The 26,996-nt window shown below is 33.5% G+C and carries 19 protein-coding genes, 1 tRNA gene and 3 rRNA genes; 14 read left to right on the forward strand and 9 right to left on the reverse strand.

The annotated features are described in order from the left end of the window. Positions 1 to 27 precede the first annotated feature (27 nt). The 8 genes from ACZ5SO_RS02260 to typA all read left to right on the forward strand — a co-directional run bounded on the left by ACZ5SO_RS02260 (position 28) and on the right by typA (position 10,730). Positions 28 to 1,704: an MBL fold metallo-hydrolase RNA specificity domain-containing protein gene (locus ACZ5SO_RS02260; protein ID WP_464626498.1), complete on the forward strand. Its 1,677-nt coding sequence runs from the start codon at positions 28 to 30 to the stop codon at positions 1,702 to 1,704. Between the two features lie 495 nt (positions 1,705 to 2,199). Beyond that, positions 2,200 to 3,744 (forward strand): 16S ribosomal RNA (locus tag ACZ5SO_RS02265). 148 nt (positions 3,745 to 3,892) lie between these two features. Beyond that, positions 3,893 to 3,966 (forward strand) — tRNA-Ala (locus tag ACZ5SO_RS02270). A gap of 50 nt (positions 3,967 to 4,016) precedes the next feature. Beyond that, positions 4,017 to 6,958 (forward strand): 23S ribosomal RNA (locus tag ACZ5SO_RS02275). Positions 6,959 to 7,034: 76 nt separating this feature from the next. Beyond that, positions 7,035 to 7,145 (forward strand): 5S ribosomal RNA (rrf, locus tag ACZ5SO_RS02280). Together the 16S, 23S and 5S rRNA genes with 1 tRNA gene alongside form the textbook arrangement of a ribosomal RNA operon. Before the next feature lie 119 nt (positions 7,146 to 7,264). After that, positions 7,265 to 8,386: a hypothetical protein gene (locus ACZ5SO_RS02285; RefSeq protein WP_464626500.1), complete on the forward strand. Its 1,122-nt coding sequence runs from the start codon at positions 7,265 to 7,267 to the stop codon at positions 8,384 to 8,386. A 44-nt stretch (positions 8,387 to 8,430) separates the two neighbouring features. Next, positions 8,431 to 8,850 (forward strand): hypothetical protein, encoded by a 420-nt coding sequence (locus ACZ5SO_RS02290; protein ID WP_464626502.1) that lies wholly within the window; start codon positions 8,431 to 8,433, stop codon positions 8,848 to 8,850. 56 nt (positions 8,851 to 8,906) lie between these two features. After that, the gene (gene typA / locus ACZ5SO_RS02295; protein ID WP_464626504.1) at positions 8,907 to 10,730 is read left to right on the forward strand and encodes a translational GTPase TypA; all 1,824 of its coding nucleotides are present in this window, start codon (positions 8,907 to 8,909) and stop codon (positions 10,728 to 10,730) included. A 35-nt stretch (positions 10,731 to 10,765) separates the two neighbouring features. On the opposite strand, the gene ACZ5SO_RS02300 is transcribed toward typA, so the two are convergent. After that, positions 10,766 to 11,527: an exodeoxyribonuclease III gene (locus tag ACZ5SO_RS02300; RefSeq protein WP_464626505.1), complete on the reverse strand. Its 762-nt coding sequence runs from the start codon at positions 11,525 to 11,527 to the stop codon at positions 10,766 to 10,768. A gap of 84 nt (positions 11,528 to 11,611) precedes the next feature. After that, entirely contained in the window at positions 11,612 to 12,646 is a 1,035-nt protein-coding gene (gene asnA, locus ACZ5SO_RS02305; protein WP_464626507.1) for an aspartate--ammonia ligase, read from the reverse strand. A 541-nt stretch (positions 12,647 to 13,187) separates the two neighbouring features. Between asnA and ACZ5SO_RS02310 the strand changes: the two genes are divergently transcribed. From ACZ5SO_RS02310 to ACZ5SO_RS02325, 4 genes are all read left to right on the forward strand, one after another. Further along, positions 13,188 to 13,949: a ParA family protein gene (locus ACZ5SO_RS02310; protein WP_464626509.1), complete on the forward strand. Its 762-nt coding sequence runs from the start codon at positions 13,188 to 13,190 to the stop codon at positions 13,947 to 13,949. Between the two features lie 2 nt (positions 13,950 to 13,951). Then, positions 13,952 to 14,200 carry a hypothetical protein gene (locus ACZ5SO_RS02315; protein ID WP_464626510.1) on the forward strand — a complete coding sequence of 83 codons (249 nt, stop codon included), beginning with the start codon at positions 13,952 to 13,954 and terminating at the stop codon, positions 14,198 to 14,200. Positions 14,201 to 14,556: 356 nt separating this feature from the next. Next, the gene (locus ACZ5SO_RS02320; RefSeq protein WP_464626512.1) at positions 14,557 to 16,152 is read left to right on the forward strand and encodes an alpha-amylase family glycosyl hydrolase; all 1,596 of its coding nucleotides are present in this window, start codon (positions 14,557 to 14,559) and stop codon (positions 16,150 to 16,152) included. A 116-nt stretch (positions 16,153 to 16,268) separates the two neighbouring features. Further along, complete coding sequence (locus ACZ5SO_RS02325; RefSeq protein ID WP_464626513.1) at positions 16,269 to 17,318, forward strand: PTS sugar transporter subunit IIC; 1,050 nt, start codon at positions 16,269 to 16,271, stop codon at positions 17,316 to 17,318. A gap of 22 nt (positions 17,319 to 17,340) precedes the next feature. Here the strand turns inward: ACZ5SO_RS02325 and ACZ5SO_RS02330 are convergent, their stop codons facing one another. The 3 genes from ACZ5SO_RS02330 to ACZ5SO_RS02340 are packed head-to-tail and all read right to left on the reverse strand — an operon-like array spanning position 17,341 to position 21,185. Next, a complete protein-coding gene (locus ACZ5SO_RS02330) occupies positions 17,341 to 19,338 on the reverse strand; it encodes an ATP-dependent helicase (RefSeq protein ID WP_464626515.1) in 1,998 nt (665 codons plus the stop codon). A gap of 6 nt (positions 19,339 to 19,344) precedes the next feature. Then, complete coding sequence (locus tag ACZ5SO_RS02335; RefSeq protein ID WP_464626517.1) at positions 19,345 to 20,400, reverse strand: DUF362 domain-containing protein; 1,056 nt, start codon at positions 20,398 to 20,400, stop codon at positions 19,345 to 19,347. After that, entirely contained in the window at positions 20,397 to 21,185 is a 789-nt protein-coding gene (locus ACZ5SO_RS02340; protein ID WP_464626519.1) for an RsmB/NOP family class I SAM-dependent RNA methyltransferase, read from the reverse strand. Before ACZ5SO_RS02340 ends, ACZ5SO_RS02335 begins: the two co-directional genes overlap by 4 nt. A gap of 169 nt (positions 21,186 to 21,354) precedes the next feature. Here ACZ5SO_RS02340 and ACZ5SO_RS02345 point away from each other — a divergent pair, with 169 nt between their 5' ends. Together ACZ5SO_RS02345 and ACZ5SO_RS02350 are read left to right on the forward strand one after the other, a co-directional pair. After that, positions 21,355 to 22,032, forward strand: a complete 678-nt coding sequence (locus ACZ5SO_RS02345; protein ID WP_464626521.1) for a cytochrome c biogenesis CcdA family protein — start codon at positions 21,355 to 21,357, stop codon at positions 22,030 to 22,032. 15 nt (positions 22,033 to 22,047) lie between these two features. Beyond that, the gene (locus tag ACZ5SO_RS02350) at positions 22,048 to 22,839 is read left to right on the forward strand and encodes a TlpA family protein disulfide reductase (protein ID WP_464626523.1); all 792 of its coding nucleotides are present in this window, start codon (positions 22,048 to 22,050) and stop codon (positions 22,837 to 22,839) included. 485 nt (positions 22,840 to 23,324) lie between these two features. Here ACZ5SO_RS02350 and trhA read toward each other — a convergent pair whose 3' ends face one another. From trhA to ACZ5SO_RS02370, 4 genes are all read right to left on the reverse strand, one after another. After that, positions 23,325 to 23,993, reverse strand: a complete 669-nt coding sequence (gene trhA / locus ACZ5SO_RS02355; protein ID WP_464626525.1) for a PAQR family membrane homeostasis protein TrhA — start codon at positions 23,991 to 23,993, stop codon at positions 23,325 to 23,327. Positions 23,994 to 24,376: 383 nt separating this feature from the next. Beyond that, the gene (locus ACZ5SO_RS02360) at positions 24,377 to 25,120 is read right to left on the reverse strand and encodes an amino acid ABC transporter ATP-binding protein (RefSeq protein WP_464626527.1); all 744 of its coding nucleotides are present in this window, start codon (positions 25,118 to 25,120) and stop codon (positions 24,377 to 24,379) included. Further along, entirely contained in the window at positions 25,113 to 25,961 is an 849-nt protein-coding gene (locus ACZ5SO_RS02365) for an amino acid ABC transporter permease (protein WP_464626529.1), read from the reverse strand. The genes ACZ5SO_RS02360 and ACZ5SO_RS02365 overlap by 8 nt, the downstream gene beginning before the upstream one ends. A gap of 101 nt (positions 25,962 to 26,062) precedes the next feature. Then, positions 26,063 to 26,947 (reverse strand): DUF368 domain-containing protein, encoded by an 885-nt coding sequence (locus ACZ5SO_RS02370; RefSeq protein WP_464626530.1) that lies wholly within the window; start codon positions 26,945 to 26,947, stop codon positions 26,063 to 26,065. Between the last annotated feature and the right edge of the window lie 49 nt (positions 26,948 to 26,996).

Consider the following 26,996-nt stretch of genomic DNA (forward strand, 5'->3'; position numbering starts at 1 on the left):
ATCTTTAATATATAAATAGGAGTATATATGGATATTACTTTTTACGGCGCAGCAAAACATGTAACTGGAAGTTGTACTTATATTAAGTGTAACGGAAAAACAATTCTAGTAGATTGTGGATTACCGCAAGGTAAAGATGAAAAGGATATGGGTGAAGACTTTTTGTTTGAGCCTGCTTTAGTAGATTATGTATTATTAACACACGCTCATATTGATCATAGTGGAAGAATTCCTCAATTGATTAAAGAAGGCTTCAACGGAGAAATCTGGGCTACTTCTGCAACAAGAAAATTATGTGAAATAATGTTGAGTGATAGTGCTCATATACAAGAGATGGAAGCTGAATGGAAAAGTAGAAAAAGAATTAGAGCTGGTAAAAGCAGTGTTGAGCCCTTATATACTGTTCAGGATGCTATAGAGAGCTTAAATTTTTTTAATGAATGTGATTATGATGAAAAAATTGATCTTTGCGATGGTATAAGCTGTCGATTTATTGATGCTGGTCATCTACTAGGATCAGCTTCGATCGAATTATGGCTAGAAGAAGAAGGAAAGAAAAGAAAATTAGTCTTCAGTGGTGATATTGGTAATTTTGATCAACCAATAATTAAGGACCCTCATTATATTGATGATGCAGATATCGTAATTATGGAATCTACATATGGTGATCGCATCCATAAAAAACCTGAAGGAGCAGTTGGTCATAATGTTCCAACTATAGTTAGAGCAAGGGAATTAGCTAATATAGTGAAATCCACTTTTGATAGAGGTGGAAATGTAATAATCCCAGCTTTCTCAGTAGGTAGAACACAAGAGATTTTATATTTATTTAGATATATAATAGAAAATAATTTAATCCCAGAATATGAAAAACTTCCAGTATTTGTTGATTCTCCACTTTCAGCAAAAGCAACAGCAATATTTGCCTCTACAATACAAGGCTATTATGATGAAGAAGCAATGAAAATGGTCAATGAAGGAGTTAATCCAATAGTATTCCCTTCTCTTACAACTATAGTAGATGTTGAACAATCCAAAGCTTTAAACTTTAGAGTGGAACCTGCAGTTATTATCTCAAGTAGTGGAATGTGTGAAGCTGGTAGAATCAAGCACCATTTGAAACATAATTTATGGAAAAAAGAGGCAACAGTAATATTTAGTGGTTTCCAAGCACTTGGAACATTAGGAAGATCAATTTTAGATGGTGCTCGACATGTTACAATTTTCGGTGAACAAATTGATGTACTTTGTCGAATTGAGAAATTACAAGGCATTTCAGGTCATGCTGATCAAGAAGGTTTGTTAAAATGGATAACTTCATTTACTAAAAAACCAAAACAAATTTTTGTTAATCATGGCGAAGGTGAGGTTGCCTCATATTTCGCAACTTTAATAAAGAGAGAATTAAATATTAATGCATATGCTCCAAGTCCACTTGAATCGTTCTCACTTGTAGATTCAACTGCCTTACCATTACAAAGTGAATCACCACTTCCAAGCAATGTAACAACTCAATTAAGATCTTCAGTTTCTGATCTAATAAAAGAAAGAGAGTCTCTTGAAACAGTTGTTGCTAGAATGATTGAAGCTAGTAAAAATGATGAGTTGACAGAAAAAGATGCAATAAGGTTAACAAATGCCATTGAAAGATTAAGAAGTGACTTAGAATATTTAGCTATGAAATGGTGTGGGGATTGTGATTAATTAAATTAAACAGTCACAAAATCTATATAGTCTTATTTAAAATATTATCTATAAATAAGACTATATTTTTTTTAATTTATTTTCTTAATTAATTAATTCTATACAATAAAAGAGTTTAGTGATATAAGAAGATAAAAAGGCAATTTTTTTTAAAAAAAAGGTAGACAAAAAGTAATTAGCATGGTATATTCCTGATTGTTCAACGATAAGAGCTAAGCGATGTGAGTTACATAGTTTAGGCTATGGATTTTCAATGCTTGGTATCTGTTTGAGAACATTTTTTATGAGTAGATTTTTTATTCATAATTGTTATTTGAAATTATGAGCGTAAGGGAAGAGAAATAGAAAGCAAATTATAGTGATGAAAATTGCTGTAAAGAGGGCTTTCTGTCAATTCAAAATAAGAACAAAGATGAAATAAGCTAATGTTCGTTAAGCGAGTGACAGGAATTAAATTAATTTGTTAATTATAGTGGTCTTTATGACCATAATTATATAACGGAGAGTTTGATCCTGGCTCAGAACGAACGCTGGCGGCGCGTTTTAAGCATGCAAGTCGAGCGGTAAGCTAACTTCGGTTAGCCTAGAGCGGCGGACGGGTGAGTAACACGTGGATAATCTACCCTCTTGTTTGGGATAGCCTGTGGAAACATGGGGTAATACCAAATAATACTCTTTTATCACAAGATAAAAGAAGGAAAGGCGCCTCAAAGCGTCGCGAGAGGATGAGTCTGCGTCCCATTAGCTAGATGGTAGGGTAAAAGCCTACCATGGCGATGATGGGTAGCCGGCCTGAGAGGGTGATCGGCCACATTGGAACTGAGATACGGTCCAGACTCCTACGGGGGGCAGCAGCTAAGAATCTTCCGCAATGGACGAAAGTCTGACGGAGCGACGCCGCGTGAACGATGAAGGCCGTGAGGTTGTAAAGTTCTTTTCGGGAGGAGGAATAAGGTTTGCAGGAAATGGCAGACTGATGACGTGAATCCCGGAATAAGCCCCGGCTAACTACGTGCCAGCAGCCGCGGTAACACGTAGGGGGCAAGCGTTGTTCGGAATCATTGGGCGTAAAGGGCGTGCAGGCGGTATTGCAAGTCTGGCGTGAAAGATCTCGGCTTAACCGAGGGAACGCGCTGGAAACTGTAATACTAGAGTACAGGAGGGGACATTGGAATTCCAGGTGTAGGGGTGAAATCTGTAGATATCTGGAAGAACACCGGTGGCGAAGGCGAATGTCTGGCCATGTACTGACGCTGAGACGCGAAGGTGCGGGGAGCAAACAGGTTTAGATACCCTGGTAGTCCGCACAGTAAACGATGTACACTAGGTGTTGGGTGGTTACACTCAGTACCGAAGCTAACGCATTAAGTGTACCGCCTGGGGAGTATGCTCGCAAGGGTGAAACTCAAAGGAATTGACGGGGGCCCGCACAAGCGGTGGAGCATGTGGTTTAATTCGATGATACGCGAGAAACCTTACCAGGGCTTGACATATATTGGACGAATCTAGAGATAGGTTTTCCCTTCGGGGTCGATATACAGGTGCTGCATGGCTGTCGTCAGCTCGTGCTGTGAAGTGTTGGGTTAAGTCCCGCAACGAGCGCAACCCCTACTGCCTGTTACCATCACGTTATGGTGGGGACTCAGGTGGGACTGCCGGTGACAAACCGGAGGAAGGTGGGGACGACGTCAAGTCATCATGGCCCTTATGTCCTGGGCTACACACGTGCTACAATGGCCGGTACAAAGCGCAGCGAAACCGCGAGGTTAAGCGAATCGCAAAAAGCCGGTCTCAGTACGGATTGGAGTCTGCAACTCGACTCCATGAAGTTGGAATCGCTAGTAATCGCGCATCAGCATGGCGCGGTGAATACGTTCCCGGGCCTTGTACACACCGCCCGTCACACCATCCGAGTTGGGGGTACCCGAAGTCGCTAGTCTAACCCGTAAGGGGGGGACGGTTCCGAAGGTATGCTTGGCGAGGAGGGTGAAGTCGTAACAAGGTAGCCGTACCGGAAGGTGTGGCTGGATCACCTCCTTTCTAATAAGAAAGGTAAAGTATTAACCTCTCACAGTTAATACTGCAAACATAGGATGTTATCCGATAGGTGGAAGACCTATCACAAAAAGACCCTCTTAAAATAATTTGCAGAAAATTCTCTTCCCGCTCTTTTATAATTTTAGACAACGGGGGCATAGCTCAGTTGGCTAGAGCATCGGCTTTGCAAGCCGAGGGTCAGGGGTTCGAGTCCCCTTGCCTCCAAAAGAAGAGATATTTGACATATATAGCGTAAGGGATTGTAAAGATAATATGGTCAAGCGAATAAGGGTCCACGGAGGATGCCTAGGAGCCGCCAGGCGAAGAAGGACGTGGTTAGCTGCGAAAAGCTGCGATGAGGGGCCAACACCCTATGATCCGCAGATATCCGAATGGGGTAACCCGACAGTCTGGATGATTGTCACTATTATGTGAATAAAATAGCATAATAGAGGTATACGCTGGGAACTGAACCATCTAAGTACCAGCAGGAGTAGAAATCAAAAATGAGATTCCCTTAGTAGCGGCGAGCGAAGGGGGAAGAGCCCAAACCAAGCGCTTTTAAGTGTTTGGGGTTGTAGGGGTGCATCGGGGGAATCCCGATTAGTAAGAAAAGTATTTATTAGACGAAAGATTCTGGGACGGTCTGTCAGAGAAGGTGAAAGCCCTGTAGTCGAAAATAGATACTCTAATTGGATGCACTACCTGAGTACGGCGGGACACGAGAAATCCTGTCGGAATCTGGGGGGACCACCCTCCAAGGCTAAATACTCGGCGGCTACCGATAGCGCATAGTACCGTGAGGGAAAGGTGAAAAGCACCCCGGGAGGGGAGTGAAAGAGAACCTGAAACCGTGGACTTACAAGCGGTCAAAGCCCGAAAGGGTGATGGCGTGCCTTTTGTAGAATGAGCCTGCGAGTTACCGTGTGTAGCAAGGTTAAGGGATAGGAGTCCTGGAGCCGTAGGGAAACCGAGTCTGAATAGGGCGATAAGTTGCATGTGGTAGACCCGAAGCCAAGTGATCTAACCATGGCCAGGCTGAAGCTGGAGTAAAATCTAGTGGAGGGCCGAACGTAAATCCGCTGAAAAGGGTTGCGATGAGCTGTGGTTCGGAGTGAAAGGCTAAACAAACTTGGAGATAGCTGGTACTCCCCGAAATAGCTTTAGGGCTAGCGTTACGTGGACTGCCACGGAGGTAAAGCACTGGATAGATGCGGGCCCTTCACCGGGTACCAAGTTTAACCAAACTCTGAATGCCGTGGTACAATGCGTAGCAGTCAGACGGCGACTGATAAGGGCCGTCGTCAAGAGGGAAACAGCCCAGACCGTCAGCTAAGGTCCCAAAGATATACTAAGTGGGAAAGGAAGTATGATTGCACAGACAGCCAGGAGGTTGGCTTAGAAGCAGCCACTCCTTCAAAGAGTGCGTAATAGCTCACTGGTCGAGTAGTCATGCGCCGACAATCCAACGGGGCTAAGTATATCACCGAAGCTACGGCACAGCGCTAGACGCTGTGGGTAGGGGAGCATTCTGTGTACGGATGAAGTCAAGACGGAAGTTTTGGTGGACGGGACAGAAGAGAGAATGCAGGCATGAGTAACGAAAAGAGGGGTGAGATCCCCCTCCGCCGAAAGCCTAAGGTTTCCAGGGTAAAGTCAATCTACCCAAGGGTTAGTCGGCCCCTAAGGCGAGGACGAAAGTCGTAGTCGATGGGAAGCGGGTCAATATTCCCGCACCTCTCAGTGTTTCGATGGAACGAAGCATAGGGCGAAACGCGGCAGGGCGACGGTTGTCCCTGTCAAAGCAGCGATGCGTTAAGGTTAATAGGCAAATCCGTTAACTAAGAGGAGCTGTGAGCGATTACTTTTACGGAAGTAAGAAGCGCGTGTAGTCGTCGTGCCAAGAAATAGTTTCTAAGGTAAGGCACTGAGGGACCGTACTATAAACCGACACAGGTGGGCGAGCTGAGAATGCGAAGGCGTACGGAAGAACTCACGTTAAGGAACTCGGCAAAATGCATACGTAACTTAGGGATAAGTATGGCTCACGAGAGTGAGTTGCAGAGAAATGGCCCATGCGACTGTTTACCAAAAACACAGGTCCATGCGAACCAGCAATGGGAAGTATATGGACTGACACCTGCCCGGTGCTGGAAGGTCAAGGGGAGTGGTTATTGATTTATCAAGAAGCTGCGAACTCAAGCCCCAGTAAACGGCGGCCGTAACTATAACGGTCCTAAGGTAGCGAAATTCCTTGTCGGGTAAGTTCCGACCCGCACGAATGGTGTAACGATATGGGCGCTGTCTCAACGTGAGATCCGGTGAAATTGAAGTTCAGGTGAAGATGCCTGATACTTGTGGTTAGACGGAAAGACCCCGTGAACCTTTACTTCAACTTGACATTGAAAATTGGACAAGGATGTGTAGGATAGGTGGGAGACGTAGATGCGTGGACGTCAGTTTGCGCGGAGTCGTTGGTGAAATACCACCCTTCCTTTTCCAGTTTTCTAACCCTGGCCGTGAAACCGGTTAGGGGAGAGTGTCAGGCGGGAAGTTTGACTGGGGCGGTCGCCTCCTAAAGTGTAACGGAGGCGCGCGATGGTCACCTTAGGATGGTTGGGAATCATCCCTCAAGTGTAAAGGCACAAGGTGGCTTGACTGCGAGGCTTACAAGCCGAGCAGGTACGAAAGTAGGTCTTAGTGATCTGGCGGTAGCGAGTGGAAGCGCCGTCACTTAACGGATAAAAGGTACTCCGGGGATAACAGGCTGATCTTGCCCAAGAGTTCATATCGACGGCAAGGTTTGGCACCTCGATGTCGGCTCATCGCATCCTGGGGCTGGAGCAGGTCCCAAGGGTTTGGCTGTTCGCCAATTAAAGCGGTACGCGAGCTGGGTTCAGAACGTCGTGAGACAGTTCGGTCCCTATCTGCCACAAGCGTTGGATGTTTGAGGGGTTCTGCTTTTAGTACGAGAGGACCGAAGTGGACAAACCTCTGGTGTACCAGTTGTCGTGCCAACGGCAGGTGCTGGGTAGCTACGTTTGGAAGGGATAACCGCTGAAAGCATCTAAGCGGGAAACCCTCCCCAAGATGAGACATCCCATCCTCTTTAAGAGGACTGAAGGAACCAGAGAGAATATCTGGTTGATAGGCCGAGAGTGTAAGCATGGCGACATGTTCAGCTTATCGGTACTAATTAGCCGTGAGGCTTGACCATATTATCGTTGCGATCCCTAGAATATCGCACTTAAACTCGATAGCTAAATTTATTTAGCTCTCTAGGTTTAAGTTGGCCCGGTGGCCATAGCAGAGTGGACACACCCGTTCCCATCCCGAACACGGCAGTTAAGCGCTCTCACGCCGATGGTACTACAATTATGTGGGAGAGTAGGTAGCTGCCGGGCCTTTTTTTATTTTTACACCTTTGGGTGTATTTTTTTTTCTTAAATAATATATTAAAATAATTTAAAAAAAATACGTTAAGGTCTTTAATCAAATTCTAATAACAATTATTCTATATATTATGAAGTATGAAATTAAAAACCAAAGATACACTTTAAATGATAATTTATGTGTTAATGCTTTAGTTGTAGGCTTTTCAAAAAAGATTTCAATTGATGAAATGCTTAAAAATTTACATAGTATTAAAGAAACAGTTCCTCTTTTACGATCAGTCTTAGAAGAAGATGCTTCAGGTTATTTCTTCAGTGAAACTGACGAAGGATTTGATTATAAAATTGAGGAATGTACAAATGTAAACTCATGGTTAAGTAAACAATATAATAATCCACTTAAAATGGAAGTAGGAGAATTTTTACGTTTAGCTGTTTATAATCAAACAACTCTAGTTATTTTTGCTCATAATATTATTTCTGATTCTAGAGGTCTTGTAAACTTTGCTAAAGCAATTTTGCTTGGTACAGATAATTACACTTTTATATATGATGAAGAAAAACAAGTAAAATTAAACTTTTTAAATCAACTTAGAATTAATAAATATAAAAAACTAAAAAGTGACACAGAAGTAAATACAAATATCGATAAAATTAAGATAAAGAAAATTAGTTTGAAATCAGATATTGTGTTCTCCTTATGCAGTTCACAAGGTGTTTCTATATTATCTTTCTTTATAACAGTTGCATTAAGTTTAAGCAAAGCAATCCGAAAAGAATTAATGATACCATTTTGTGCAAAAGAAGAAGATAATATAATTTTGGTGAATAACTCTTTGCCTATTAAGTTTAAAAGAGGTTTAGAACCTAGGTTATCGTTTTATGATAATTGTTCACAACTAGATAAATTATTAAAAAGTTTTTTAAAACGTAGACCATATCTTATTCGATCTGAGATATTAAAAAATATTTCGCCAGCCTTAATAGATAAGCCTTTAACTAATGAAAAATATTATAAATTTTTACACAGCGACATGTATTTTGATGTATTACCTACAATTGAAGAAGATGAAATATTAAAAACTATGAGTTTTTATCCTTCTTCCTCATATATTTCTAATGGTTTTGGTGTTAGTATTATAGATGATAAGATAACAATCTGTTCTGTACTTCATAATAAAGAAGGAGAAGAATTGTTTTCAGCATATCATAAAACAATTAATTTACTTTCCAAAAATGCTGATTTCAGTTAAATCATGAATAAAAAAATATTTTTTTAATTATTGGGGAGAAAAATGTGAGTAATGTTACAAATTCAAAGGCGAATTTAGAAACAGTTAAATCTGTTTGTGTTATAGTAAAGTGTAAAAATAAAGTTTTCTTAGAGAAAAAAGATTTAGAAAGCAAAGAGCATTTATGGAAGTTTCCTACAGTAGTAGTTAATCCTAGTGAAATTGTAATTTGTGCTTTAGTAAACTATTTAAGTAAAAATTTTGAAATAGATGTAGATAGTGTGGATATTAATTATTTTTGTAATATTAAGCATAAGTGTCGAACTTATTATTTAGATTTAGATTCATTTATTGTAGAACTAAATCTTGAAGCTATAAAAGAAGATATATTAATTAAAAAAAATTGGTTTGAAATTGAAAATCTATTTAATGTTCCACTTACGGCAGAGGCAGTTACCCTTGCTCAAGTATTGATGGAATGTTAGTTAAAATAAATTATAAAGTGGGAGGAAGCCCCTCCCTTTTAATTTGAGGAAAATTAATGATTAGAAAGAATGATGCTATTAGAAATATAGCAATAATTGCCCATGTAGACCATGGTAAGACTACTTTGGTAGATGGGATGTTTGAACAATCTGGATTGTTACAAAAGCAAGATAGAATAATGGATAGTGGAGCGATAGAGAGGGAACGAGGTATTACAATTAGTGCAAAAAACTGTGCTATAACTTGGAAAGACACAAAGATAAATATAATTGATACTCCTGGTCACGCTGACTTTGGTGGAGAGGTTGAGAGGGGACTGTCAATGGTTGACGGAGTGGTATTATTAGTTGATGCTGCAGAAGGCCCTCTCCCTCAAACTAGATTTGTATTAGATAAAGCGCTCAAGTTAAAATTGAAACCTATTATCGTAATAAATAAAATTGATAGAAATGATGCTAGAAGTGAAGAGGTTTTAGATGAAGTATATGATTTACTTTTTGAATTAAGCGATGATGAATCTTTATTAGATGTCCCTGTCTTTTTTGCTAATGGCAGAGATGGAGTTTGTGGAAAATCCTTAGATAAAATTGAAGATAATTTATATCCACTTTTAGATGCAATAATTGAAGAAATTCAAGCACCCGAATATGATGATGAAGAGCCATTCCAAATGCTTGTAAGTGATCTCTCTTATAGTGACTTTTTAGGACGTTTAGCTATTGGTAAAATTATAAATGGTAATGCTTCGATAAATGATCAATTGGTTTGTGTTGAAAAAGATAAAATTACCCCTCTTAGAATTTCAAAGCTTTATACTTTTAAAGGTCCCTCTTATGTTCAAACTAATTCATTAGGTGCTGGAGATATTGTTGTTATCGCAGGAATAGATAATGTTTCTATTGGTGATACAATTTGTACTAAAGAAAATCCTAAAGCTTTAAAGAGAATAAGCGTAGATGAACCAACAGTAGCTATGTTGTTTAGTAAGAATATTAGTCCTTTAGCCGGTAAAGAAGGCTCTTTAATAACAAGTGCTAAAATTGGTGAGAGATTAATGAAAGAGGCTCTGAGAAATGTCTCAATAAGAGTTGAAAAAAATACAGATGACTCCTATACAGTAAAAGGTCGTGGCGAATTTCAAATGGCGATAATTATTGAAGAAATGAGACGAGAAGGCTTTGAACTTTGTGTTGGTCGTCCTAAAATAATTTTCAAAACAGATGAGAATGGAAAAAAGTGTGAACCTATAGAAAATCTTGTAATTGATTGTCCAGAAGAATTTGCTGGTATAGTCATGGAAAAACTCTCAAAGAGAAAGGCTTTAATGCGTGATATTACTTATTCAAGCGATAGAGTTAAGATAACTTTCGACATCCCGTCTAGAGGGTTAATAGGCTACAGAGATGAGTTTTTAACTGATACAAGAGGATTTGGTATAATGAATTCATATATAAAAGGTTATGAAGGATATAAAGGGGATTTCCCTGAACGTACTACAGGATCATTGATTAGTGATAGAACTGGAGTTGCTGTAGCTTATGCGCTTTGGCAATTAGAAGATAGAGGTAAATTATTTATTAAACCAGGTGATAGTATTTATGAAGGACAGGTAGTTGGGCAAAGAAATAGAGATATGGATTTATTATTGAACCCAACAAGAACAAAAAAGTTATCAAATATGAGAGCAAGTGGTAAAGATGATGCTGTTACTTTAACTCCAATTACTAGAATAACTTTAGAGCAAGCAATACAATTTATTAAAGATGATGAGTTGGTTGAAGTAACTCCACAGTCTATAAGAATGTGTAAGAAGATTTTAGATACTCAACAAAGAAAGATTTTTGAAAGTAGAGGGATTATTCCTGAATATTTGAAATAATTTATAAATTATAGCAAGTGGATGTAATCCATTTGCTATAATTTTATTTTAAGGTATACAGGAGCATGATCGCTGCCAAGAATCTGATCATCAATTTCACTTTCTACTACATTATCATTAATTCTTTGAGAAATTAACCAATAATCAATTCTCCATCCAGCATTTTTTTCTCTAGCTTTAAATCTATAACTCCACCAACTATAGCGGTGAATTACTTCAGGTTGTAGAAGTCTAAAAGTATCAGTAAATCCTTTTTCTAAAAGTTGAGTAAAACTTTCTCTCTCTTCAGGTGAAAAACCAGCATTTTTGACATTAGTCTTAGGATTTTTTAAGTCTATTTCTTTATGCGCAACATTGAAATCTCCTGACATTAAGATAGGTTTATTTTTATCTAAAGTTGAAACATAATTTCTAAAATCTTCATCCCATTTTAGGCGTTGTGGTAATCTTTTAAGTCCATCTTGGCTATTGGGGGTATATACAGTTAGTACATAATAGTCATCATATTCTAAAAGTATTGTTCTCCCTTCATTATCAAGTTCATTACCTATACCAAAAACAACATTATTTGGCTTTAATCTTGTGTAAATAGCTGTACCACTATATCCTTTTCTTTCAGCATAGTTAAAATAACTGTAATATCCTTCTGGATTAAATTCGTATTGTCCTTCTGAAAGTTTGATTTCTTGTAAGCAAAAGAAATCTGAATTAGATTTGTAAAAATAGTCTTTAAAACCTTTTTTATCACAAGCTCTAATTCCATTTACATTCCAAGAAGTAAATTTTAAAGTGTTCATAAATTTCTCCATGCTTAATTCTATTACAATTAGAGTAAAAAAAAAAGCCACAAATTATATGTGGCTTGGATTAAAAATTTATAACTACATTAGGGGAATGTTTTTCTCTTTAGCTACTTTTAAAGTTTCATCATCCCAAACTGAGGCTTGAACTTCACCAATATGAGCTTTATTTAATAAGAACATACAAATTCTACTTTGACCAATACCCCCACCAATAGTTTGTGGGAACTCATCATTTAATAGTCTTTTATGCCAATATAAATTTTTTCTTTCTAAGGCATTTTCTAATTCTAATTGTCTAAGGAGAGCTTCTTTATTTACTCTGATGCCCATACTTGATAATTCAAGAGAATCCTGTCTGACATGGTCCCAAACTATAATATCTCCATTTAGCCCTTTATAACCATTATATGTTTCTGTGGACCAATCATCATAATCAGGAGCTCTTCCACCGTGTTTAACGCCGTCTACAAGTTTATTTCCTATACCAATGATGAATATAGCACCATATTTTTTAGCTAATTCTTTTTCTCGTTGTTCAGATGTTAATTCTGGCATTTGTTTTTGAGCATCTTCACTGTGTATAAATACAATTTCTTCAGGTAACATTGGTAATTTAGATTCAAAGCTTTCATTTACTAGAAATTGTGTTCTTTTAATGGCTTCATATACTTTAGTTACAGTTGTTTTTAAAAAGTCTAAGTTTCTTTGATCTTCAGCCATAACTAATTCCCAATCCCATTGATCAACATATAAAGAATGTATAGCATCTATCATATCATCTGGTCTAATTGCATTCATGTCGGTATATAAACCAGTTTTAGGAGCAAAACCATGATCAGCTAAAGCCATTCTTTTCCATTTAGCTAAAGAATGAACAATTTCCATTTGACGATTATTTAAATTACCAATCTCAAATTTGACTGGTCTTTCGATACCATTTAAATCATCATTAATACCTGATCCTTTAGGAACAAATAGAGGACTAGTTACTCTGCTAAGTTTTAATTCGCCGGAAAGTTCCCTTTCGAAAGTATCTTTAACGAATTTAATTGCCTTTTCTGTTTGTTTTTTGTTTAACACCGGTTTGTAGTTATCTGGAAAAATTTGATTCATTTTAATCTCCTTAGTTTTTGATACTTTACACTAAAAATAGACTAAAATACAACCAATATCTAATTAATATTAGGTAAAAATTACATATATATAATATTTTCGTATAGTTTAAAATAATAAATTAAAATAATACGGTAAATTCTTATTGAAAATAGATTGAAAAAGCTTTAATATCAATTTTAATTTAATTAAAAGTAGTTTTGATACAAAAATTAAGTAAATGGATAAAAATTGTTAATTTTGTGGAAAAGTAGCAATATTTATGCTATTATATTTTTAATTGTTAGTTTGTAATCTTTTTGCAGAAAGCTAATGATGAAAGTAAAAATAAGTAGAGATGTTTTAAAAAAAGTTTTGTAAAATAATTTGTTACTATATAAAAATAGTATTGTTTAAGTAAATTATAATATAGAAACTTATAAGGTGGATACTAAAGATATTATTTTGAATTAGTGAGATTATTTTAGAAAAATTTTAATATTAGACTTGTTAATTTATTTGTAACTTGTATATACTAGATTAGATATAAGGTTTATTAATTATGACTAAAACTATAGCTTTTCATTTACAAAAAGGTGGAGTCGGAAAAACAACAATTTCTGGTACTTTAGCTTGCCAATCCGCTTTAGCTGGGATTCCCACTTTATTAGTAGATTTGGATCCTCAAGGTAATGCTTCATCCTGGTTCCTTTCAAAAACACCACGATGGGAATTATCTGATGTTGTCCAAGGTAAATGTTATGCTAGTGATGCTATAGTCCCTGTTGAACAAGTACCTAATTTATATATTTTACCTACTTTTGGAATTGGTGGTACCCTTAAATTATATTCTGAGACTAAATTAGCTGATGAACCTTTTGTAATACAAGATTTGATACATGAGTTCAAAGGAAAATTTCAGCATGTAATATTAGATTTATCTCCTGGGTTAGGTCGCTTAGAACGTTCTGCGTTAATAGCAAGTGATGAAGTTATTACGCCAATGACACCTGAAGCCTTTAGTTTGGATGGTTTAGAAATTTTTATTGATGAATTAAATAGATTAAAAAAGAATTTTAGAGCAGCTGTAATACATGAGAAAGTGGTAATTAATTCATATGATGATAGGATAAGACAACATAGAGATATATATGAGGCAGCTAGTAAGGGTAATTTTAAAATTTATCAAATACCCGTTGATCCTGTATTTAGAAAATCTCAAGATAAAAATGTAGCGCCTCAATTATTTAAGGAAAACGGTAAGGGTTTAAAAGAAAAAACAAAGTTAACATTTGAAGAAATGGAAAGCGAGATTTGGAGATAAAAATGGCTTTAAAGAAAAATAGCACAAGCACAACTCATCATAGAGCTGATAAGTTATTCAGTGATACTATCAAAAAAGATGTGAAAGAAAAGAAAAGTTTAACTACATTTTCTATCGAACCTTCTTTTAAAAAAGATTTGGAAGCCCAATTTGATGAAATGGGTCTTGGATGGGCATCTGGAATTCGTTTTGCCCTTAAATTTTTCCAAAAGAACTTTAAATTTAATAATGATGATGTAGATGATGTATAAAATAAGTAATATATTTTATACAATAAATATTTTGTTAATGCTCTGATAAATTAATTCAGAGTATTTTTTTTAGCATAGCTCTCATTCTTATATAAATAATAGTCGTTTTGCTTAGAAATAGACTAGCTCTAAGATATAATTATATTGTTGTTGATTAACAATTTTGAAGAGTTAATAATGTACAATCTAATTCGCTTTTCATTTATATATAACTACTAACCTATATTCCTATATAGGGTTAATAAATGCTATATTATTATATATGAATAAAATCATAGAAAAATATTGTTGTATTTTTATGTAGTATCAATTATTCTTAATTACAATATAAAAGAGAGGGGATTTATTATAATCTTATGGAAATGAAATGGTGGCAAGAAGCGATTTTCTATCAAATTTTTTTACGAAGCTTTAAAGATAGCAATAATGATGGTATTGGTGATATAAAAGGATTGATTTCCAAAATTGATTATCTACTTGAGTTAGGTGTTGATGCTATATATATTACCCCATTTTTTCCCTCCCCATATTATGATAGTGGATTTGATGTTATTGATTATTATGATGTAGATCCAAAAGTGGGGACAAAAGAAGATTTAAATAATTTAATAACTTCATTACACTCTAATAATTTAAAATTAGTTATAGATTTACCAGTAAATCACACGTCAATCTTCCATCATTGGTTTAAAAAAAGTTCAGCATCTAAAGATAATGAATATAGTGATTATTATATTTGGTCTGATAATATCCCTAATAATTGGATTTCAAATTTTGGTGGTAGTGCTTGGACTTATCATGAGGGGAGAGGCCAATATTATATGCACTCATTTTCTGAAAATCTTCCTGATTTAAATTGGAGATGTGAGAAATTAGTTTGTGAGATGCTTAATGTATTTAAATATTATCTAGATTTAGGTGTAGATGGACTTAGGCTAAGTTGCACTAATTTAATTATAAAAGATAAAGATTTAAGAGATAATCCAAAATATCCAGGTAGATTTAGAAGTAAATATTTAAAACAGCGCCATATTTTTGATAGAAATAGACCATATTCACATAAAGTTATTAAAAGAATTAGATCCTTAGTTGATTCTTATGAAGATAAAGTTTTAATAGGGGATATTGTTGTAGCTCCTCCAGGAGAGCCTGAATTAGTAGCTTCATATTATGGTCTTTATAAAGATGAACTACATATGGCCTTTGATTATTCTATTGCAAATACCCCATTAAAACCTAAAAATTTTAGGTTAGCAGCTAAGAGATGGATTGAAGCCTGTGATACTTCCTGGCCTTGCTGGTTGTTCTCTAATCATGATTATAAGAGATTGATGACACGGTTAAATGGAAATATAAAAAAAACTCGCTTAGTTACAATGTTCTTGATGACTCAAAGAGGAACCCCTTTTCTATATTATGGTGAAGAGTTGGGTTTAGAGGATTCTCTTATTCCAAAAAAGGTGCAAAAAGATTTACAACGAAGGCAATTATTTTTCTTTCAAAATAGTAGAGATGGGGCTAGAGGTCCTATGCTTTGGGATACTTCTCAATTTGGAGGTTTTTCCACGACTAAGCCTTATCTTCCTCAAGGAAATATAAAAAAATGTGTTGAAATCCAAAATGTTAAAGAAGTTTCAATGTTAAAATATTATAGAAAGTTTATAGCATTAAGAAAGAATCATGTTGCCTTACGTGAAGGTGAAATTACTTTTATTGATGTAAATGATGACAATATTATTTCTTATATTAGAACAACAAATGATGAAACTTTATTAATTTTATTAAATTTTTCTAGAAAAAAAAGAATTATTAAATTAAGTTCAATTGGACTTCCTTTTATTGCTAATACTTCTATTTTTTCCACTAATCCTTTAGCAAAAAGTCCAGAGTTTGGCAATAACGAAATTTTGCTGCATGCTTATGAAGGGGCTATTTATTCACTAGATATCTAGGCTTTACATATTCCCTAAATTTTATTATAGTACCAAGTATCAATGGAGGCCTATTATTAAACAATAGATTTAATATTAGCTAAGTCATCCAACCCTATATATTTAAGGATTCTATTATGGAAGAAATTTCACAAAAAAATCCAAAACAATTGAAGAAGGTTGGTGACTATATCATTAATGCATTAAATGGTATGGCTCAAGGTCTTTTTGCTTCTTTAATTATTGGATTAATCATCAAACAAATCGGTACATATTTAAATTTACCTATTTTAGTTACCTTTGGTAATGTTGCTCAATATCTAACAGGACCCGCAATTGGTCTTGGAGTTGCATTATTTGTCAAAACTCCTAAACTCGGCGTATTAAGTGCAGCAGTAGCAGGGGCTATTGGAGCTGGTACTTTTGTTATGGGGGACGACGGATCTATCTTAAAAATTGTTGTAGGTGAGCCCGTTGGAGCTTTATTAGCAAGCTTAATTGGCGCTGAAATAGCTAAACTAGTCAGTGGTAAAACTAAGGTAGATATAATGGTTGTTCCAATTTGTACAATCTTAGCAGGTGGACTTGTTGGAATCTTTGTTTCTCCTTATGTTAGTGCAATGATGAAATGGCTTGGAGTATTTATAAATTCACTGACAACTCTATATCCTTTACCAATGGGAATATTAGTAGCTACTGTTGTTGGAATGGTCTTAACACTTCCAATTTCATCTGCAGCTATTTGTATTAGTCTAGGAATATCTGGACTTGCCGCTGGAGCTGCAACAGTTGGTTGTAGTGCCCAAATGATTGGGTTTGCAGTAATTTCTTATAGGGAAAATAAAATGGGAGGTTTAATCTCACAAGGTATTGGAACTAGTATGCTACAAGTTCCTAATATAATACATAATCCTCTTATTTGGATTCCTCCGACTTTAACAGCTGCAATATTGGGGCCTTTTGCAACAGTTGTATTTAAGATGGAAAATAATGCTGCAGGAGCTGGAATGGGAACTAGTGGCTTAGTTGGACAATTTAATACTGTAGCAGTTATGGGGCCTAAATCAATTCCTTTAATCATTATGTTACATTTTGTATTGCCGGCTATTTTATCCATTATTATTGCTTATTTTATGAGAAAAAAAGGTTGGATAAAAGAGGGAGATATGAAACTGTTTGATAATTAAAATGAGTTATTTTACAGGGCAATTATTTGCCCTGTAATCTTTTTTTCAAGGCAGCAAAAGAACCTTTTAAATCTGATTTGCTTAGCAATCTATTTTCAGCTTCGTCAATTAATTGTTCAGGGATTTCTTTTATAAACCTTGAAGGTGAACTTTGTATAATTTGAGTACCTCTCATTCTATTTTTTGCTGAACTTATAATAAGTTTTTGTTTAGCTCTAGTTACTGCTACATAGAACAAACGTCTCTCCTCGTCAATGTTTCTAGGATTCTCTTCGAGAGCTTTACTGCTAGGAATTATGTGATCTTCGATTCCTACAAGGTATACTATGTCAAATTCGAGTCCCTTTGAAGAGTGCATAGTCATAATGTTTACACTAGAGTTATTTTCACTATCATTTTCTTTCCCTTTTAAAAGAATTCTATTAACCCAATTCTCAATTGATGCACCTTCGTTAAAATAACTTTGCTCCCATTTTCTTAACATATCTATTAATATATTTATTCCTTTTAATTTAAATAACACAGCTTTTTCACTATTGTTTTCTTCTATTAAAAAGTCTTTATAATTAATTTCTAAAACTAAGTTGTTTAATACTTTATAGCGAGTTTTATCTTCATTTTCCTCAAATTCTCTTGAATATTTTTCAATTAGGTTATATACAAATTTTAATGAATTTCTTGTGTTTTCCCTAATTTTATAATCATTAGAATAGGCCATAATAGATAAAGCCGAATAAAGTGAGGTGTTATGATGAGTTGCTACCTCTTTGATTTTTTCAATAGTAGTTCTACCAATACCTCTTCTAGGAGTATTAATAATACGTAAAAAATTTACATCATCATCTGGGTTAATTATAACTTTTAAATAGCTTAATATATCTTTAATTTCTTTACGCTCAAATAGAGATTTCCCTCCACTAACATGGCAACTTACATCCCTAGACATTAGAGCTGATTCAAATGGTGGAATTAAAGAATTAGTTCTAGTTAAGATGGCAAAGTTGCTAAATTTAATATTATTTTTTTGGTGTAGTTGAATAATTTCTCTAGCTACTTGATTTGCTTCTTTTTCACCATCTTCAGGACGGATTAAATAAATATTTGTCCCTTGATCACTTTTAGTCCAAAGTTTTTTATTTTTTCTTTGTTTATTGTTGATAATTATATTATTTGCAGCATCTAAAATAGTTTTGCTACTTCTGTAGTTTCTCTCTAGCATGATTTCTTTAAGTTCAGGGAAATCTTTTTCGAACATTATAATATTTTGATAATTAGCACCTCGCCAAGAATAAATGCTTTGATCATCATCCCCAACAACACAGATGTTTCTATTTTTCTTTGCCAAAGTACTAATTAATTTATATTGAGCTATGGAAGTATCTTGAAACTCATCTACTAAAATATATTTAAATCTGTTGGTTGTTTTTTCCAATATTTCAGGAAATTTTTCAAATAATTCAAGTGGCTTAACAATTAAGTCATCGAAATCGACTGCATTATATGCTTTTAAATATTTTTCATATTCATTTAAAATAGTTTTTGTATCAGCAGCTGTTTTTGAGTTAACAGTTGATCGGAAAGTTTTAAATTTACTTATATAATCTTGAACGTCTTTAAGATTAAAAGCATCAACTGACCAGCCAAGATTTATTATAACTTGTTTGATAAGGGAAATTTTATCGTTTGTATCATATATAGTAAAATTGTTTTTCCAACCTAAATGGTGGATATGTTGCTTTAATAAGCCTAAGCCAAAAGAGTGGAAGGTTGTAGTTGTAAGATGTTTTAATTCTTTATTTGTTAAACTTCTGATTCTCTCTCCCATTTCTTTAGCAGCTTTATTAGTAAAAGTTAAGGCTAATATATTTTTTTCATCAATATTATTATCTAGCATATGTGCTATGCGATAAGTTAACATTCTAGTTTTACCACTACCTGCGCCAGCAATAATTAATAAAGGTCCATTAATTGTTGACGCAGCTAGGTATTGTTGTTCATTTAATTCGCTTTTTAAATCCATATGTACCTATTTTTGTTTGATTTTTATAGCATTTGCTGGGCATACCTCATGGCAGCAATAGCATCTAATGCATTTTTTTTCGTTAATAACAATTCTTTTGTTCTTAAGTGATAACGCATTAGCGGGGCAAATATCAATACATTTTTTGCATTTTATGCATGGGTCTTTTAAAAAAATTGGAGCAGGTCTGTTTTCTTTCTTTTCTCCTAAAGTAATTTTTTTAAAATCTTTAACAACTAAATCATTTGCATTTAATTTGCTATAAGTAATATCATCTAATTTTTTTGTATTAGTTAATCTTTTTTTTATAGCATATTTGATGATAGGGATATCTAGAGGATTATGTCCCATTATTATAGCTTGGCTAATATCTAAAGCTAAAGCATCGTCGCTAGCTAAAAGTAGACCAACTTTTTTTGGAGTTCCATTTCCAGGACCAGCGCCTTCCATTGCCATAATAGCATCCATTACGGCGAATTCTGTTTTACTTATACTAAACAACCCACAAATAAATTTAGCAAAGCCTTTTCGAGTAGGATTGTGCACATGTTGTTTACTTTTGTTTAATCCTGGAACTATACCAAACATATTTTTTATTGCACCAGTGGTAATCATTAATTCATGGGTTTTTAATTTAGCTACTGATATACAAAAATCAACTTCATCAATTGTTTTAGTTATAGCAACCTTTCTCTTTACAAAAGGTATTTTCTTTTTAGTTGTTTTCTCATGAAAGTTAACCCATTCAACATCCTCATCTTTACAAACTTGATATATTTGTGATTTTTTAGGTTTGAATTTTGGAGCATGTAGGCCAGGAGAGTCCCCAACTAATATTTTTTTTGCACCTTCTTCTTTTAGTATTCTAATAAGGGCTAAAACAACACTGGGGTGAGTTGAAACACAAGCTTCAGGTTTTGCATCTGATAAGATATTTGGCTTAACTAAGATTTTTTTATTTTTAATTTCTGGCATAGAAGAATTTTTAATTACATCTTTTAAGGTGGAGTAAACATTTTCTATTTCATAATCTTCACATCTCTCAATACTAACAATACTCATTTTAATCTCCTTATAAGGCAAAAGTATAGAGGACCTCTATTGTCACTAACATCAGGTAGAACTATTTTACCAAATTCTCTATCTTCAGCAATATTGCATTCAAAATTAACTAGTTCAAATCGCCCTGAGCGTTTTTTAAACAATTTTTTAATAACATTTTCATTTTCTAATGGGGTGATTGCACAAGTTGAATAAAGGATGATTCCACCAACTTTAACAGCTTCAAGAGCAGCTGCTAACATTGCAAATTGTTGGTAGGAGAGATGTTTTGGCCTATTTAATGACCACTTATTTAAATAAGAGGGATCACTTAATACATGGCGTTCACTTGAGCAAGGTGCATCTAATAAAATTTTGTCATATACTTCTTGTTCAAATAGCCCCCATTTAGTTGAATCATGACCAGTTATATGGATATTTTCTCTATATTCTTCGCATAAATGCTCATTAATAACATTATGCAGTCTACTTCTTCTATTACTAGATCTATCATTAGATATTAGTAAACCAGACCCTTTAAGTTTTGATGCTAATACTAAAGTCTTTCCCCCAGGAGCAGCACACATATCTAAGACTTTGTCGCCTTTGTTTATATCTAATAAATTTGCACAAAAAAGGGAGGCTTCATCAAAATAGTATGGCTTAACTAAATTTGTTGAAAAATAAGTATTAGCTTTTTCCTTTAATAAAGATTGTTTTAATTCTTCCCATCTTTCGTTATATATACTTTTATAATAATTATTAAATTCTGTTGCAGAATCCATCTTGTTCTTTTTTTTAGACATATACTCATTATATATTGAAACACGATTGTTTTGAATACTTATTTGTATAAATAATATTAAATAAAAAAAGTATGTAGTTTTAATGTATTTTGTATATTTATCTTACCATCATAAGGAATTAAGTGATAAAGTTACTTTACAAATAATCTTTAGCCTTTATTATATAACCATGGCATATATAACAGCGTTATTAGAAGGTTTATTAAGTTTTATTAGCCCCTGCGTTTTACCGATGATTCCCTTATATATCGGATATTTGGCAGGTGGAATAGCGGAGAAAGATGATGAAAGCGTTGATAAGAATAAGCTTTTATTCAATTCAATCTTTTTTATTCTTGGCTTTACTATTTTATTTGCTACTTTAGGAGCTAGTGCTAGTTTTCTAGGGCAATATTTAAGTGAGCATTTAGATGTTATAAATAGAGTTGGTGGTGTACTTGTTATAATATTTGCCTTAAGCTTTTTAGGGTTAAAGTTACTACCATTTTTAGAAAACACTTATAAATTAAAAGCTAGAACAAAAAGTTTGAATTATTTTTCATCTTTCGTATTTGGTATCGTATTTGCGGTAGGCTGGTCTCCTTGTACTGGTCCATTCTTAGGCTCTGCTTTAATGCTAGCTGCGAACACCGCAACATTGTATCAAGGAATTTTTACTTTAATTGCTTATTCCTTGGGTTTGGCAGTTCCATTCTTTTTATCAGCATTATTGCTTAAACAATTAGAAGGGGCTTTTGCTTTTATTAAGACTCATTATAAAGTAGTAACAATTATAAGTGGAAGCTTATTGTTAATTATGGGTGTATTGATGGTTTTAGGATACTCACCAGCAATACTGTTTGAATAACACTGGAGATAGTTTATGAATAAGAATCAACGAAATAGTTTGATTATAGTAGTAGTTATAGTTTTAGTTTTTGTGTTGGCGTATTTTGGATACAATAAATTGAGTGAAAATGGAATAGATACTTCATACACTCCAACTATTAAGGTCGATGATGATAAGATAAATGATTTAGAAAACAAGACTAAAGATTTAGCTGTTTCAACATCAACTAATAGTTCTCAAACCTCTACAAGCCAAAGTCCAGCTTCATCCCAAGATGATAGTGCGAATGTGAATAATGAGTCATCAAGTGATAATGATGTACTAGCTTCATCCCAAGATGATATTGTTAAAGAGGATAGCCCCTCTTCAGATGATAGTGATGATGAAAGTGAAAATTCTAGCATAATGCCAGATATTCCTATAAATCTTTTGTCAGGTGAAGAGACTACTTTTTGGGAAGTAGCACAAAAGGGTAAGCCTGTTGTTATCAACTTGTTTGCCTCTTGGTGTCCACCTTGTCAAAGCGAAATGCCAGATTTTATTGATGCTAGTGAAGAATATAAAGATCAAGTTACATTTATGTTCTTTGACTCTTTTGACGGACAACGTGAGAATATGGAATCTCTATTAGCTTTTGCTGATGAATACTTTAATGACGATACAATCTGTGTAATAGACCCCGGCTATATTTCTTTTCTGTTTAATACTAATAGCTTGCCTACAACTGTTTTGCTTAATAAGGAAGGTGTTCCTGTTGTGGCTTACCAAGGTATGGTAGCAAAAGAAACATTAACAAGTGCTATAGATCAATTGTTAGCAGAATAAATATATTTATATAAATAACACTATTTTTAATGGTACAGCGACTATTGTATCTTTTAAAAATAGAAAATTAAACTCGGTTTTTCTATTACAAAGAAGCCGAGTTTCTTAATTTTATTCTAGTTTTCTTTTATTTTAATAGCTAATAAATTTATCATTAATTTTGCGTTGAAAAATATATGTAGCGTTACTTTTTTATTTTATACCTTTAATGATTTTAATTATTAATTGATTAATTTAGATAGAATATTTATTTGTTTTATCTAATTGTTTAAATATTAAAATGATGTAAATAAAGTTATTTAGATTGATTTGTGAATCAATTGTTATAAAACTTTATATGACATGTTTTTAATCTTTACCTGTTTGTATTTTTACTTTATTGCTTATATAAGCTCTGTCCCCTTTAATATTATACTTCTAAAATGTATGAAAAAATATTCTGTTTGCTTTAAATGTATCATATCATTTTTGAGAGATTTTTCTTTTTATAATAAATATTTTATTATTCCAATGTAAAAAGTAATACTAGCTGCTACACAAAATATATGCCAAATTAAATGACCATGGGGAATTTTTTTGAACCCATAAAAAATTACACCAAGAGTATAAAGTACCCCACCTGTGATTATATAAGTAAAAAAGCCATCGGGTAAGTTTGGAACTATGTCGTTCCAAAAAAAGACTAAAAGCCAGCCCATTACTAAATACAAAACTACATGAAGTGGTTTTAATCTACCCCAAAAAATTAAAGTAAAGGCTACTCCTAAAATGGCAATTGCCCATAAAAAATAAAACATTTTTAAAGTTTTTTCTGAATTTACATATAATAGTAGGGGGGTGTAAGTTCCTGCTATTAAGAAATAAATATTGCTATGATCTAATATTCTGCAAAATCTTTTTGCATTATTTTTAGGTAGCCCATGATAAAGTGCACTTGCAAAATATAAAAGTAAATTTGATAGAGCAAATATAACTAATCCTAATTTTAAATTGGGATTATCAACATTTTTAAGATTTATCAAAATATAAATTAAACCTATAGCTGCAAGAATAGCTGCAATGGCGTGGGAGATTGAATTTTCTTTTTCTGCTTCAGGATGTAATAATATTGGTAAGGAGATGTTTCTTTCTAACCAAGTTTTTTTGTTTTCCATAAAAATAACCTCTTAAGTATTTGTTTAAATTTACACTTTCTTAGAGGTTTGTACAATATAGCTTAGATTTAAAAATGGATGTTTCATTTTTGAAACACCCAAAGTGATAATTAAAAGAGAGTTAATACTCTGGAACACAATTTAAAGTTTGTATGCAAATTTCAATAAAGTGTGAACAATTAAAATATAAGCCATAATGTAACTTATGTCAACATTTAAATAAAATTTTTAGTAATATAGTTAGAAAATATTATAATTGCTTATATGACAATAAAATAATTATATAATAAAATGGTAAATGTTATTCTAGATGTAAATTAGTGATAAAAATATAAAAAAAACTACCCATTTATTAGGGTAGTTCAATAATATATAAATAAAATTTATAGAATATGTTCTAAAAATGTTTTAGTTCTTTGGCTTGTTGGATGGTCGAATATTTGAGTTGGCGTTCCAACTTCAATAATTTTTCCTTCATCCATGAAAACAACTTTAGTTGCTGCTGCTCTTGCAAATCCCATTTCATGAGTTACAAGTAACATAGTCATTCCACTTTTTGCTAAATCAAGCATAACATCTAAAACTTCTTTAATCATTTCAGGATCAAGAGCGCTTGTTGGTTCATCAAAAAGCATGATATTAGGATGCATAGCTAAAGATCTAGCAATAGCGACTCTTTGTTGCTGACCACCTGATAATTGGTTAGCAAAGGAATTAGCTTTTTCTTTTAAGCCAACTCTTTCTAATAGTTGCATTGCAATTTTTTCGGCTTCAGCTTTTTCCATTTTCTTAACTTTAATTGGAGCTAATGTAATATTATCTAATACGCTAAGGTGAGGGAAGAGATTGAATGATTGAAAGACCATTCCTACTTCTTCTCTAATTTTTCTTATATCTGTAGAACTTTTAACAACATCAACATTGTCAACTAAGATAGAACCACCTGTAGGAATTTCTAATTTATTTATGCATCTTAACAAAGTGGATTTCCCACTTCCAGATGGTCCAATTATTACAACAACTTCACCATCTTTAACTTCTAAAGATGCGTTATTTACTGCATTTACTGTATTCCCACTTTGGGTAACAAAAGTTTTTTGTAAATTTTCAATTTTAATATTAGGCATCGTTATTCATCCTTTCTTCTAATTTTCCAACTAAGCGGGATAAGATTAAAGTTATTAGTAAATAAATAAGAGCAACAACTAACATTGTTTCTAATGAAAGGAATGTTCTTGAAATATATTCTTTTCCTCTTCTTAAGATATCACTTAATGCAATAACTGAAACTAAAGAAGAATCTTTTAACATACTAATAAATTCATTACCTACTGCAGGTAAGACTACTTTCAAAGTCTGGGGTAAAATTACATACCTAAATGCTTGATATCTTGAAAGTCCTAAGGCAATTGCAGCTTCCATTTGACCTCTTGGAATGGCTTGAATACCAGCTCTAACTATTTCACCCATATAAGCGCCAAAACAAATTGCAAGTGCAATTATTGCTGCAGTCATTCCATTTAAATGGAAAAATCTACCTAAAGCATAGTAGATAAAAATAAGTTGAACTAGTAAAGGAATACCACGAATCAATTCAACATACACACCACTAATCATATTGATGAAACCATGTTTTGAAACACTTCCTAACCCTGTTATTGTTCCAATGATAGCAGCCCCGATTATCGCAAAAATAGTACATTGAAATGTTACAGGAGTTCCTTGTATACATACAAGAAAAATCTCCCTATATGGGTCAGGGAAAAAAACAATCAGTGAAAGTAAGCTTATTAGTCCAAAGTAAAATGTTATTCTCCAGCTATTCATAATTTTTCCATTATTTTTGCTAGGAATAAGCACCCCATCTGTCATTTGGATTGTAATTGGTTTTTTCTTTTCTGATGAATTCTTTGTTTTTTTATTGTTTAAATTATCATTCATTGTATATTCATTTAATCCTTTATGCATTAACTTCGTTATTTATCTCATAAATATACAATATTGTCAAGATAAAGTGAATAAATATTCAATACTATTGACTAATTTTGTATAAAAATTAAATCATTTTATTAAATTTCTTTTCTTTTTTTTAGTCTATTCAGACTGCCAATTATAAAAATGCCTAAAATAAATCCCGCTATATTAAAGGTTGTAAAATTTAATGGAGCTTGTGGTATTTCTAAAGTCGTTGGTCCAAGAATTATAGAATAAATTGCAGCAATTATTAGACCAATTATAAAACTAATTGTTGAGGCTCTGTGGTTTGATAGAGCATATTTTACAATTTTGACAGTGCTAATTGCTCCAATTAAAATACCTAACCCAAAAAAGAAAATGGCAAGAAAATAATCAAGGTTGAACGAAATGAGTTGTTTTAGTCCATTAATAATTGGGATATATAGCTTTAATATTACAAGTACTGAAGAACCAGATATTCCAGGTAGTATCATAGTTGAAATTGCTAACATTCCAGCTACCATGAGTCTTAAAACTAATTTAAAATCTAAATTAGTCAAATCAACAGTAGTTGATGAAGCTGAAATAGAAGAGGTAGAGATGAATAATACTAAAGCAAGTCCTAAAATAAAATAAAAGAGATATTTAAGAATTGATATTGGTTTCATATTAAAAATATTTTTTTCTTCAGTCAAAATTAAGGGGACAGAGGAAATTGTTAAACCAATTAAAAGAGAACTCATAAAGTAAATATATTTATTAAATAGAGACGAAAGTATGATAATACTTAAAATCATTGCGACAACCCAACCTGTTAATAGTTGGATTAAAAAAATCAAAGCTTCTTTCTGTTCTTTTTTGTTCTGTGAAATTATGTTGTTAAGAGAATTTAAGAATGTATCATAAAATCCTAGGATATATGCAATAGTTCCTCCAGATACTCCTGGAATACTATCTGCTAAGGCCATACAAAATCCTCTAACGCTGTTTATTATCATATACACCCCTATATAATAATCAAGATATTGTGAAATTGCTAAAATATCA

The organism is Pleomorphochaeta naphthae (assembly GCF_055396005.1).